Source organism: Dyella terrae (assembly GCF_022394535.1).
Classification (GTDB): Bacteria; Pseudomonadota; Gammaproteobacteria; order Xanthomonadales; family Rhodanobacteraceae; genus Dyella.
This window is the reverse complement of record NZ_CP089414.1, coordinates 2,843,502-2,855,276: the sequence shown is the minus strand read 5'-3', so window position 1 is coordinate 2,855,276 and position 11,775 is coordinate 2,843,502. Positions and strand designations below refer to the sequence as shown.

General features: G+C 63.1%; 12 protein-coding genes. 3 read left to right on the top strand and 9 right to left on the bottom strand.

Annotated elements, in window-relative coordinates:
• Window positions 1-39: 39 nt before the first annotated feature.
• Window positions 40-798 carry a class I SAM-dependent methyltransferase gene (locus DYST_RS12370; RefSeq protein WP_239945944.1) on the bottom strand — a complete coding sequence of 253 codons (759 nt, stop codon included), beginning with the start codon at window positions 796-798 and terminating at the stop codon, window positions 40-42.
• A 77-nt stretch (window positions 799-875) separates the two neighbouring features.
• Here DYST_RS12370 and DYST_RS12365 point away from each other — a divergent pair, with 77 nt between their 5' ends.
• From DYST_RS12365 to DYST_RS12355, 3 genes are all read left to right on the top strand, one after another.
• Window positions 876-1,688, top strand: a complete 813-nt coding sequence (locus DYST_RS12365; RefSeq protein WP_239945943.1) for a helix-turn-helix transcriptional regulator — start codon at window positions 876-878, stop codon at window positions 1,686-1,688.
• Between the two features lie 14 nt (window positions 1,689-1,702).
• Window positions 1,703-2,572 (top strand): methylglyoxal synthase, encoded by an 870-nt coding sequence (locus DYST_RS12360; protein ID WP_239945942.1) that lies wholly within the window; start codon window positions 1,703-1,705, stop codon window positions 2,570-2,572.
• Window positions 2,573-2,646: 74 nt separating this feature from the next.
• Window positions 2,647-3,408, top strand: a complete 762-nt coding sequence (locus DYST_RS12355; protein ID WP_239945941.1) for an NRDE family protein — start codon at window positions 2,647-2,649, stop codon at window positions 3,406-3,408.
• Window positions 3,409-3,432: 24 nt separating this feature from the next.
• Here the strand turns inward: DYST_RS12355 and DYST_RS12350 are convergent, their stop codons facing one another.
• The 8 genes from DYST_RS12350 to DYST_RS12315 form a co-directional block, all read right to left on the bottom strand.
• Entirely contained in the window at window positions 3,433-3,855 is a 423-nt protein-coding gene (locus DYST_RS12350; protein ID WP_239945940.1) for a YchJ family protein, read from the bottom strand.
• 82 nt (window positions 3,856-3,937) lie between these two features.
• Window positions 3,938-4,531, bottom strand: a complete 594-nt coding sequence (locus tag DYST_RS12345; protein ID WP_239945939.1) for a DUF938 domain-containing protein — start codon at window positions 4,529-4,531, stop codon at window positions 3,938-3,940.
• Window positions 4,532-4,729 carry a hypothetical protein gene (locus tag DYST_RS12340; protein ID WP_102300899.1) on the bottom strand — a complete coding sequence of 66 codons (198 nt, stop codon included), beginning with the start codon at window positions 4,727-4,729 and terminating at the stop codon, window positions 4,532-4,534.
• 69 nt (window positions 4,730-4,798) lie between these two features.
• Window positions 4,799-5,377 carry an NnrU family protein gene (locus DYST_RS12335; protein WP_102300900.1) on the bottom strand — a complete coding sequence of 193 codons (579 nt, stop codon included), beginning with the start codon at window positions 5,375-5,377 and terminating at the stop codon, window positions 4,799-4,801.
• A 97-nt stretch (window positions 5,378-5,474) separates the two neighbouring features.
• Window positions 5,475-6,029, bottom strand: a complete 555-nt coding sequence (locus DYST_RS12330; RefSeq protein WP_239945938.1) for a HutD/Ves family protein — start codon at window positions 6,027-6,029, stop codon at window positions 5,475-5,477.
• Entirely contained in the window at window positions 6,026-8,128 is a 2,103-nt protein-coding gene (dinG, locus tag DYST_RS12325; protein ID WP_239945937.1) for an ATP-dependent DNA helicase DinG, read from the bottom strand. Before dinG ends, DYST_RS12330 begins: the two co-directional genes overlap by 4 nt.
• A gap of 567 nt (window positions 8,129-8,695) precedes the next feature.
• A complete protein-coding gene (locus tag DYST_RS12320; protein ID WP_102300903.1) occupies window positions 8,696-9,316 on the bottom strand; it encodes a ParB-like protein in 621 nt (206 codons plus the stop codon).
• A 269-nt stretch (window positions 9,317-9,585) separates the two neighbouring features.
• Window positions 9,586-11,658: a TonB-dependent receptor domain-containing protein gene (locus DYST_RS12315; protein ID WP_239945936.1), complete on the bottom strand. Its 2,073-nt coding sequence runs from the start codon at window positions 11,656-11,658 to the stop codon at window positions 9,586-9,588.
• Between the last annotated feature and the right edge of the window lie 117 nt (window positions 11,659-11,775).

Sequence of the window (11,775 nt, the reverse complement as noted above, 5' to 3'; positions counted from 1 at the left end):
TCTTGCAGGAGCGCACCAGTGCGCTCCTGCAAGAGATGATCAGAAAGCGGTGAGAGTGACGGTATCCAGCACGAAACTACCGTCTGCTTCGATGGCGAAGTGCTGCCGTACCTCTTCCGGCGCCACGGCTTGCAATGCGCGAATGGCATCGATGTGCACGCCCGGTGTTTGGGTGCGAGCGACCCAATCGGCAAAGCGCAGCGGCAAGCGGCGACGGATGATGCCGTCCACACTGAACCCTGCGGTTTCCAACGCCCCGATCCATTCGCTTACCTGATAGTTGCGCACGTGCGAGATATCCCGCAGCAGCTCGAGTGCCTGGAGCCAACTGTCGAGCAGTGCGGATGTTGGCGAGGTCACATCAATGAAGATCGCGCGTCCGCCCACTTTCAGCACGCGCCGCGCTTCGCGCAGGCCGGCGTCCCGATCATGCCAGTGATGCGTGGTGTAGCGCGCCACCACCACATCGAATACGCCGTCTTCGAACGGCAGCCGTTCGGCGAGTGCCGTGTGCACGGTGACATTGTCCAATCCACGCTCGACAGCGGTGCGCCGAACTGCATCGAGCATGTCCGGCGTTACATCGCAGGCCACCACTTCGCGGACCAGTGGTGCTGCGCGGTAAGTGACATGACCACCACCGCAGCCCAGGTCGAGCACGCGGCCCGGTGCCATGGCGCGCAGCTCGGCCTCGATCTGGTCAAGGTCCGGACCCTGGCGATGGACCTCGCTGCTCACGTAATCCTGCGCGCGAGGTCCGTACTGTTCGGCGACAAAGCGCTGTTGCGGCGTGCTCATGCATTCCTTTCCTGTGGTGTGCTGCGCGCATTTTCCGGATGCCCATCGTCCGGTGTAAGTTGTGCACTTATCCCGGTATGACTGGTACCACCCTGGACACGCCCAACGATCCTCACCGCCTGCTCGGCCAGTTTCTTCGCGCACGCCGCGAAGCGGTGGCGGCTGATGCGCTGCTCGGCGAAGGACGCGGGCGACGGCGCACGCCAGGCCTACGTCGGGAGGAAGTGGCGCAGCGCGCTGGCATCAGCACCACCTGGTACACCTGGCTGGAACAGGGGCGCGACGTGGCGCTCTCAGCAGACGCGCTGGCACGACTAGCCGAAGGGCTGGGTCTGTCGGCCGCTGAGCGCACCTACCTGTTTGAGCTGGCGCGTCGCCGCGATCCCTCGCCGCACATGATGGAAGACACAGGCACGGCGGACGAACTGCTACGCGCGGTGGCCGCTCAGCCCATGCCAGCCTATCTGCTGGATCGTCACTGGCGGCGCCGTACTTGGAATGCCCCAGCGGCCGAACTCTTCGCCGCGTGGCGGGAGAGTGGCGAGGACAATCTGTTGCGCTTCGTCTTTCTTGATCCCGCGGCGCGCGAGCTGATCATCGACTGGGAGGATCGCGCGCAACGCGTCGTCGCCGAATTCCGCGCTGACACGGCGCTGTATCCGGACGATGCCATGCGGGCGGAACAGGTGGATATGCTCCGTCGTGAGAGTCCTTCGTTCGAGCGTTACTGGAATGCGCAGGGCGTACTGGCGCGCGAAGGTGGACGCCGGACGTTCAATCATCCACAGCTTGGCCAGGTGGCGTACACGCAGGTGACGCTGATGCCGGCCGGCCATATCGATTTCAAACTGGTCCTGCTGCTGCCCGAAGGCGGCGCGCCAAACTCTTGATGGAGTGACACCCTATGCGTCTCGGCCTTGCCGCCAACCAGCTTCATCACGCTCATGCCAACGCCGCGCTTTTCCGCTGGCTGCATGCATGTGAGGTGGGTATCCGCGAACTGGATCTGGGGCTGCATGCGGTGGGGCGTACGTACGATGCGATCCATCGGGCGGGCTACCTGGATCGTTATCTGCCGCTGCGCCGCTATCCGTATGGCCGCGAGGGTGGCCTGATGAAACTGGTGGCCGAGGTCGTGGGGCTGGATGGCGATCGTGTGCTCGATGGCGCTATCTACCTGATCGATCCGGTCGATCCGTCGTCGATCTTCCCCGAGGCCATCGCGCTCAAGCGTCAGTGCGTGATCCATGGGAAGCCCTTTATCTCCACCGTGGCGACCGCGCGCGATTGGATCGAGGTGGAGCGTATCCACGCAGGCTTCGCGCCGGATGCCGGTGCCGACATCTTTCATGAACTGGAAGCGCAGACGCTCGCGCTCATCGCACACGATGCCATGAAACCGCAGATGCTCGCCTTTGCTGCCGAGCACTTCGATGTGCTATCGCGCTTCACTCATCGCGTGGGCACCGGCACCACCGGTCAGCGCCTCAACGAGCTGGCGTGGAGTCGCGGTTGGCCGGCAGACAAACCCTGGGTCGAGCGCTATCAGAGCGGCCCGATGGGTGGCGATGCACAGATCGCCGACCTGGTGCTCGAACGTCGCTGTCAGCGCGCGATCTTCTTCGAGGATCCGCACGTGGCTCGCCAGCACGAGGCAGACATCCAACTGCTGGAACGCGCGGTGACCACGCGCACCGATGACGCCGTGTGCATGACCTCACCCAAGGTCGCGGCACGCTGGGCCGCGGCCGTGGCGTTGCGCGGAAAGGCCTGACCCTTTGGCCGGGTGCATACTGGGTACTGGCCGATCGGATCGGTTGGTGCCGCTATCGTGAGGAGAGTGACCCCATGTGTGTGATCGCTTTCGCCTGGCAGGCACATCCGCGTTGGCGTCTGCTGTTGATCGGCAACCGCGACGAGTTCCATGCGCGCCCCAGCCTGCCGCTGGCGCGCTGGGAGCAACCAGCGATTGTCGCTGGCAAGGATTTGGAGGCTGGCGGTACCTGGCTGGGCGTGACCGACGATGGCCGTTGCAGCGTGGTGACCAATGTGCGCGATCCGCTTGATCCGCAGCTCGGGCGCTCACGTGGCCTTCTATCGCTCGACTACCTCGCCGGCAATGACGATGCCGTGACCCACGCCAAAGCGCTGCTGGGCGCGGCGGTAGACTATCGCCCGTTCAACCTGCTTACCTTCGATGCGACGCATGCGTTCTACATCGGCAATCGCCCGGATTCGCGCGCGCAGTCGGTGGAGCCTGGCGTGCATGGTCTTTCCAACGCAGACTTCAACACGCCATGGCCTAAGACGCGCGCGCTGAAGCAGCATCTGCGTGAATGGATTGATGCGGGGCACGATGACGAGTTCGCGCCGTTGTTCGCCGCGCTTGCTGATCCGCGAGGCTACCCGGACGATCAGTTGCCTGATACGGGCGTGGGCCTGGAGCGCGAGCGCTGGCTGTCTTCGGCCTTCATTCGTGGTGATCGCTATGGCACGCGAGCGAGCACGGTCGTTGCCATCGGCTACGACGGTCGCGGCGTAGTGGTAGAGCGACGGTTCGGGCCGAACGGTCACGAAGAAGGTGAAACGGCTGTTCCGTTTTCATCCTGACGCTGCAAGCGAATCGTTAGGCGTTCAGTCCCCGGATTTCTCGGGGAACTCGCCTTCCACGTAGAACCAGCGGCCATCTTCGCGCACGAATCGGCTGATCTCGTGCATGCGCTGTGCCTTGCCGCCGCCATAGCGCAGGCGCGCCACAAACTCGACCATGGCGCTGTCACCTTCACTTTCGTGTCGCTTCACCGTCAGGCCCAACCACGTGGGCGCCGGGTGCTGTGTCGCCAGCTTGAGATGCGCCGGGCGGGTGCTGTGGTGCCAGGTGTCGAGCAGGTAGTCCTCGCGTTTCAGTACATAGGCACTGTAACGCGAACGCATCAGTTGCTCCGCCGTGGTGGCCGCGGCGCCGTCATGCAGCAGACCGCAACAACGTGCGTAACCCTCGTTGTTTCCGCAGGGGCAGGGCGTCAGCGTGTCGATGGCTTGTACGTAAGGTCGCATGATCTGGCATAGGCGCGGCCAAGAGCGCCCTCTGACACGCATCCTGACGCCAATGGGGCGAAAATACCAATGGTTCAGCCGCTCAGCGGGTGCGTTGCCAGATCCGCAAACGATTATTGGCGGGCATGGCGATGTCATCGATCAGGTCGAAACCAACGATCTCTGCCAGCGTATCCACCGCTTCGGCATCACGGATGCGCATATGCACACCGCGTGCCTGCAGCCATTCGTCGAAGGCGGCGTTGCTTTCGCTGGTGTAGCGACCGCCGTAGTTGAAGGGGCCGTAGATCGCGAGTTTCGCGCCTGCTGCGGTGATCTTGGCGAGATGGGCGAACAGCATCTCCACTTCGTCCCAGCTCATGATGTGCAGCGTGTTGGCGCTGAACACGGCGTCATAGCTGCCTGCGGGCCACGCGCCATTTACGTCCAGCGCGAGCGGGGGCGGTGTGTTGGGCAGCGCGGCTTCATCCAGCCATTGTCGGATGCCGGGCAGGTTTTCCGCGCGATCCGTGCATTGCCACTGCCATTGGGGCATGGCCGCCGCGAAATACACCGCGTGCTGCCCAGTACCGCTGCCGATTTCCAGCACCTTGTGCCTATCGGCAAAATGCTCGCGCAACGCTCCCAGGATGGGATCGCGGTTGCGCTCGCAGGAGGGTGCGCTCGGCTTGTCCACTCAGGCCGGGCGCCCGCGCAACACACGCGCAGGCAGCATCAGCATGGCGCCGAGGAAAGAGAAGACGGCGTTGACGGTGATACCCACGAGTCGGAAGGGCAGCATCAGCAGCCACACAATGGGGTAGAGCACCAACGCTAGCAACGCGAGCGGCCAGCAGAACACCAGCAGCAACACCCAAAGCAGAAAGGCAGCCATGGCCCGATCCTCATGTTGGAAACGGGGCCACTCTACTGCAGCGGCCCAAGCCGGCCCAGATGACTGATTTCACCCCATCGGTTTCACGCCGATCAGCCAGCCGTGCAGCCAGAACGCGAATACCGCCCAGAAGACGATGCCGGCCACGAGGGCAATGATGTCGCCTTTTACCGTGCCGGCGGGATAAGTGACGCCATCTGCCCGGTCACGACGCCGTGCGCTTACGAAGTCCACTACGGCCCAGACCAGGAAGGCACCGAACAGCACCACGTCGTGCAGCATGCCGGTAGCCAATAGATGGCCGAATGCCCACACCTTCACGCCGGCGAGCATCGGGTGCCCCAGTCTCGCCTTGAAATGATTCGGCGGGACATAGGCGGAGACGACGAGGATGAACGCCAGTAGCGTGAAAAGCGCGTTGAGGTGCCGTAATGCCAGCGGCGGCACGTAGAGCAGCACCGGGTGCTGGCGGGCGAGGCCGAAGCCCACGACGATCAGCACGAAGCCGACGATGGACACCAGCGAATAGAGCCCCTTCCAGCGCATTTCACCGATGCGCTCTCGTTGGCGCGTGCGCCAGCCGTTCGCAAAGATGCGGATGGAGTGGACCCCGAGGAACAACACCAGACCGAGGATCAGCAAAGCCATGGGCTCACCTTGGAGGCGGTGGAACCACGTGATGATAAGCGCTATAGCCGTCGCGGTGGTGAAGCTCCGGAGGAGCCACCAGCGCGCGTGGGATCGGTCAGCGCCGCCGCAGCATGGCCATCAGCACGGCACTGTTCTCGCCAAGCTGGAACGGGCAGCGATCGGGCAGCCACGCATCGCCAACCTGCAGATCGCCATCAATGGTCGTTACAGACCCTTGCGCAACGTAGATCAGCACGCAATCCGGATCTGGCACGTGGCTACCTGCGTCCCGGCAGACGCGCACGTCGCCGAGTCCACCGTCGCGCCGCACCATCAGATTGAAGTCGCGCGTGGCGCCGCCCGCCATCGTTACGTCCACCTGCGCTTCGCCGGGAAAGGCGAACGGTTCCAGTGGCGTGGTCAGGGCATGTTGCTGCTCGCCATCCAGCGTCATGACGAAGCCTTCGCCGTCGAGCAGCACGATGTGGCGATCGATGCCGGGAAAGGTCGAGAACGGCGCGGCGCTGTTCACGTCGGCCACGCTGATGCGCCAAACGAAATCATCACTGCCCGCATCGGCGGGGAAACGTGCCACCTCGCGCGTTACGCCCATGCCGTTTTTCCAGGGCTGGGGCTGCATGTCGGCGGCGCGAATAACGTGGAAGCTCATGCCACTTTCTCGATGACGCGGGTAAACGGGGGCAGGGCCTTGAGCATGCGCTCGCCGTAGCGCTTGAGTACCACACGGCGGTCCAGCAGCACGATGCGACCCTGGTCGGTCTCGGTTCGGATCAGGCGGCCGCAGTACTGCGTGAGCTGTCGCGTCGCCTCCGGCACGGTGACTTCGATGAAAGGGTTGCGGCCGCGCGATTCCAGCCACTCCGCGTACGTCGCGCCGACGGGATCGGTGGGCACGGCGAACGGCAATTGAGTGATCACCACCGTTTCGCACAGCTTGCCCGGCAGGTCTAGGCCTTCGCCAAACGAAGCGAGGCCGAACAGCGTGCTGCCTTTGCCTGCTTCAACGTCGGCAATATGTTCGGCGACCAGTTGCGCCTTGCCCAACGAACCCTGCGCGCGCACTTTGCGCACATATTCGATGGGGAGCTTCTGCAGCACCCTGTCGAGCTTGACGCGAGAGGTGAACAGCACGAGGTTGCCGGCATTCCAGTCGAGATGCTCGGCCAGCCAGTCGCAGACCTCCTGCACATGTTCCTCGCGTGCATCCGGCAGGGCACGCATGGCGGGCACTTCCAGCCGTGCCTGTGCGGCGAGGTCGAACGGTGAAGGCAGGCTCAGCGTTACCGAGTCGTCGGGCAGGCCCACGGCATCGGCAAAACCACGGAAATTGCCGCCCGCGCTCAACGTGGCCGAGGTCATCACCACGGCGCTGGCGTTGCCCCACAGAATGCTGCGCAGTAGCCCGCCCGCGGATACCGACGAGGCGTGGCAGATCAATTGCTGGTCACCGCTCAGCGTGACCCAGCGTGCGAGCGGCGGTGCGTTGTCGCCATCGGTGGCGGACCACGCCCGCCACGTGCGCACCTGTCGATCGATGCGTTCCAGCGCCATACCCAGTTCGCGCGAAAGTGCTTCGTGGGTGGGGCCGGCTTCCGTCATTTCCAGCACGGCGCGACGCACCGCGCCGACCCAGCGTTCGACCTCGCCGGTGAACACATAAAGCGCGCGCGCGTGCTCCACCCAGGCCTCCGGCAACTGGCCCAGCGAGCCGCGATACATCGGCTCTTGGTCGTTAGGTGCAGGCAGCCAGCTGAGGCGAATTTCTCTTTCGAGTTCTTCGAGCGAGTTGCTGAGTTCCTGCAGCTTCTGGTCGCCCGCGTCGAGCGAAAGCTTGCCGATCACTTCTTTGTCGGTGAGTGAATAGGCCGCGTGGATCTGACGGCCGAGCCGGCTCAACTGACGCACCGCGACGTTCATGTACACCTCGGCCGCGCCGCGGTCGATCGCCTTCGACGGCACGTGGTGGCCTTCGTCGAAGATGTACAGCGTTTCGTCCGGCTTGGGCAGGATCACGCCGCCGAAGCCTTCTTCCTCGCGCGGCATGGTGAGGTCGGCCAGCACCAGGTCCTGGTTCGCCACGATAATGTCGGCGTCGCCCACGGCGCGGCGCGCCGCGAAGAACGGGCATTGCATGAAATGCGCGCACTTGCGGCTGGTGCAGCCACCGGCGCTGGTGGTGATCATGGGGCGCAGCACGTCGCTGACTGGCTCAGGCGCGGTATCGATGTCGCCGTCCCACTCGCGACGGTCGAACAGGTCCATCAGCTTGGATAGCGCCTTTTTGTCGCGCTCCTGCGGTGGCTTGGTCCACAACGCCAGATCGGCGTCGAAGCCCAGGCCCATCTGCGATGTCTCATCGAGGCTGTTGCTCGCCATGGCGAGATTGCGCGGGCATAGATATCGGCCGCGTCCTTTCGCCAGCGCCACCTTGGCCTCGGTGCCGTTGAGCTTGAGATAGAGCGGGATATCGCGCTGGACCAATTGCTCTTGCAGAGCCACGGTGGCCGTCGCGATCAGCAGCTTCTTCTTCTGCGCGCGTGCTACCTCGACGCCCGCGATGAGGTACGCCATCGATTTGCCGGTACCCGTGGGGGCTTCGATCACCGCCGAGCCACCTTCCTGCGCGAGCGCCTTGGCCACCTCTGCGATCATCTTTCCCTGCGATGCGCGCGCACGAAAGCCCGGCAGGCCTTCCTTGAGGCGCGTATAGGCGGCACGGATCGCGTCTTTGGTGGTATCGGTCAGCATGGAGCGGATGGGGCGCGAGTCGTCGCGTCAGTAGACCATTCTCGCATGCCTGCCGGCCCAGGGGCGTCCGTTCTGGACGATCGACGCCAAGCCCTTGAGCAGGGGACAAAAAAAGCGGATGGCAAGGCCATCCGCCGAAATCCCTACTCCAAGCTTGCTGAAAACCCCGACGAACCCCGGCAGCTGAATACTCAACGCCTATCCCCGAATTCGTCGCGCGCGTCACCGCGGGCCCATACAACATTCCATGCGCATGTGGGGCGAGAGATATTGTTGCCGGAACGCACGACTGCGGATATCGGATCGCTCTGAGTTGCGTGGCCGCGGTAGGGATAGCAGTGAACTTCTTTGGTCGAGCGTTTGGGCGACAACCTGATCGGAAGAAGACGACAGAATCGCGCCGTGACAATAGGTAATCTGGTTTTGCCTCCAGACTTCATCCCCATGCGTCGTGGGTGGCACGGGGCCAAGATCCTCCCCTTGAACTTGGCCCTTTCCCTTGAAACGCCCCCGAAAGGGGGCGTTTCTTCTATTGACGGACTCGCGCCAACGTTCGGTTTTGGCCGTCTAATTGCCGATGGGGCCGCACCAGCCAGGTAGGTATTTGGCTTGCTGGCTCCGCGCCAGCTTGTAGGCTTCTTTCATGGCAGCGTTGAAATCCTTCTCGAGTCGCGACCGCTTCACTTGTCCACGAAGGAAATCCGCCCAGAGGAACTCGCTAAAGGGCGTGGCATCCTTCGCGTAGCCGCCGATGCGCCGCAGTTCGCCGGCGGCGCTGCGGTAGGGATCGTCCACCAACTGCTCAACGGAGCGCGGGATTTCGTCGTAACCGCGTCGCTTGCCCTTGGCATCGTAGGGATAAACCCAGGCGTGGTGATCCAGGAAGGTCCAGAACGCATCCTGGCTGAGTGTGCTGAGATCGGCCACCGTCACCACGAAGACGTGTTCGCAGCCTTCCTCCAGCAGTGCGCGCGCCAGATGGTGGTGATCGATGATGTAGTCGCGCTGCTTGGGGCCATGAATAACGGGGATCATGTGGTGGCCGAGGTAACCTACCTTCTCTTTGTCTGGAAGCTGGCGCCAGTGCGCGCGTTTTTCCTTCACCTCATGCATGCCGACCGTGATCTGGGTAGGCCGTAGCTTCTTGATCGCGACGGGCTTGAGCACGGGTTCTCGAATGGACCACATGGAAACGCTCCTAGACGGTTGTACATAGCGTGTACTGGTAGTGCGATTGTGTGGGCTCTGACGAGCTCCCGACTGAGGCTACACCATGGCGTGCAGCGGCTGATGGTGTCGGGTGACGTGTAGGAGTCGGTGGGCACAGCCGCGCATGTTCATGCGGGGCGCCTGCATGCAGGCAAAGAAAAGGCCAGCGAAAGCCGGCCTTTTATGCAAAAAAGAAGGGCCGGCAATGCCGGCCCTTCCACCCCAAGTCTCCGGGCTGCCACCCAGGATCAGAAGTTGTAGTTGAACCCTGCGTAGTAAGCGCGGCCGATGGCGTCGTAGATACCACTGGATGCACCCGAACCGAACAGGTTAACCGGCGGATCGCGGTCGAACACGTTCGTGATGCCCGCATACGCCTGCCAGCCGCTCTTGCCGAAGGTGTAGCTTGCCTTCGCGTCGTTGAAGAAGCCGGCACCCGCCCTGATTGGCGTGGTCTGGTACGGATTGGACTCATAGCTCTCGTTGCTCACGCGCAGCATCGAGGAGAAGTAGCGCATGTTCCAATTGAACAGCCAGCTGTTCAGGGAGTAGGTCGCACGCAGCGAGCCCTTCCACTTCGGGAACGCACCACTGAGGGTGGTGGTGCCGTTGTACTGGACGGTGTTGCTCGGATCGTCCTGGAACGGATGCTCGGTGTAGGCGATGACCTTGGTCACGTCCAGGTTGAGGCCCAACTTGCCCGCACCGACTTCGTGCGAGTAGTACGTGCCAAGGTCAATGCCCGAGGTGCTGAGCGCGGAAATGTTCTGGTTGATCGAGTTGATGAAGTTCAACTCGTGATCCGGACCACGCAGAGCATTGGTGCAGTACACGTTGTTGATGCCGGTGGTGGAATCAACGCAGTGGTTGGCGATATCGCTACCGCTGGGTGCGCTGATGGCGTCGGTCAGCTTGATGTTCCAATAGTCGAGGGTCAGACCAAACCCTGGCAGGAACTCCGGCGTGAAGACGAGACCACCGGTCCACGTGCGGCCCTGCTCTGGCTTCAGATTCGGGTTGCTACCCGAAATGCCGCCGATCGTAGCCGTGTTGGTGGACGTCCAGCCGGCCGGAATCCCCAGGAGCTGGCAATTGGCGGTACGCACGGCCTGGTTCGGCGCATTCTTCAACTGCTTCACCGAGCACGGGTCCGTGATGGTGAAGTAGTTCTGCGACTGCCCGCCGAACAACTCGCCGATGTTCGGTGCGCGCACGGCGCTGGACACGGTACCGCGCAGGCGGATGTTGCCGTCGATGGCCCAGTCCAGGCCCCAGCGCCAAGCCTTGGTGTGGCCGATGGTGCTGTAGTCGGAGAAGCGAGCAGCGGCGTCAAATGTCAGGTTCTGCGCGAACGGACGACCGGACAGCAACGGCATGGCCGTCTCGATATAGCCTTCCTTGACGTTGTACGCGCCGCTGGACGGCGGAATCGCGTTGAGGAAGGTCAGGCCGGCCACGTCCAGCGGGTCGGTGATCTGACGGCTGCTTTCACGACGGAATTCCACGCCCGTCGCAAGGCTGGCGGCGCCTGCCTCGAACGGCATCTGGAACAGGTTGTTGTTGGTCACCGTACCGCCACCCACGAACTGGGTCAGGCGAGATGTGGTGGTGGTGGTGGTGTTGAACCACTGCGCCGCCTTCGGGTTGATTGCGCCCGCACCGAAGATGCTGGTCGGCACGCAGCCGCCGCCCAGGGCAATCGGATCGAGTACGCCGCCGGCGTTGGGGTTCACCGAATTGGGATTGAGGGTCGAACGGCAGACGATATTGCCGTTGGTGTCCTTGACCGCATCGATCGAGGCGTTGAAACGATCTCTGATGCGGTTGTTGAGGTTGTGACGGGTTTCGTCCGTCCAACCGTAGACCAGCGAGGTGTCGTATTCCCAGTCACCCGTGATCACGCCATTGGCACCGATGACGCCGCGCGTGGTGTTGCGCTTGGTGTCTTCACCGCGCAAGCCAGCATCGAGGTCGAAGCGTGCAACCTTGATCGACTTGAGGTTGTTCGCATCCATGACGGCCGCCAACGACGGGGTCATGTAGGCGTTGTCGCGGGTAATGGTGTACGCGCTGGCGCCGCTACCAAAGGCCGGCTGGCCGGACTTGGTCACGTCGACGTGGCTGTAGGTGCCTTCGGCATACAGGTGCTGTTCGGGCGTGATGTCGAACGACGCGACGCTGCTGATCGTGGTGCGCTTGTACTTCGGCTGCAGCTGCAGCACCTGGTTCGCATCGAGACGGTCACAGTCGTTGCAGCGGCCGGTGTTGTCATACGGGCCGCCAAAGTACTGGTGGCGTACCGAGCCATCCGGATTGAACACGTAGCGCTTGTTGATATCGGTCGAGCTGCCGGTGGAGAACGTGCCGGCGGCTACGTTGGTGTAGCCACCAGCGTTGTTGTACAGCGCCGAATCGTACGGACCGTCCGGGGTCAGGAT

Coding starts and splice junctions, on each gene's coding strand:
- DYST_RS12370 (WP_239945944.1), bottom strand. CDS start 798: ATGAGCACGCCGCAACAGCGCTTTGTCGCCGAACAGTACGGACCTCGC.
- DYST_RS12365 (WP_239945943.1), top strand. CDS start 876: ATGACTGGTACCACCCTGGACACGCCCAACGATCCTCACCGCCTGCTC.
- DYST_RS12360 (WP_239945942.1), top strand. CDS start 1,703: ATGCGTCTCGGCCTTGCCGCCAACCAGCTTCATCACGCTCATGCCAAC.
- DYST_RS12355 (WP_239945941.1), top strand. CDS start 2,647: ATGTGTGTGATCGCTTTCGCCTGGCAGGCACATCCGCGTTGGCGTCTG.
- DYST_RS12350 (WP_239945940.1), bottom strand. CDS start 3,855: ATGCGACCTTACGTACAAGCCATCGACACGCTGACGCCCTGCCCCTGC.
- DYST_RS12340 (WP_102300899.1), bottom strand. CDS start 4,729: ATGGCTGCCTTTCTGCTTTGGGTGTTGCTGCTGGTGTTCTGCTGGCCG.
- DYST_RS12335 (WP_102300900.1), bottom strand. CDS start 5,377: ATGGCTTTGCTGATCCTCGGTCTGGTGTTGTTCCTCGGGGTCCACTCC.
- DYST_RS12330 (WP_239945938.1), bottom strand. CDS start 6,029: ATGAGCTTCCACGTTATTCGCGCCGCCGACATGCAGCCCCAGCCCTGG.
- dinG (WP_239945937.1), bottom strand. CDS start 8,128: ATGCTGACCGATACCACCAAAGACGCGATCCGTGCCGCCTATACGCGC.
- DYST_RS12320 (WP_102300903.1), bottom strand. CDS start 9,316: ATGTGGTCCATTCGAGAACCCGTGCTCAAGCCCGTCGCGATCAAGAAG.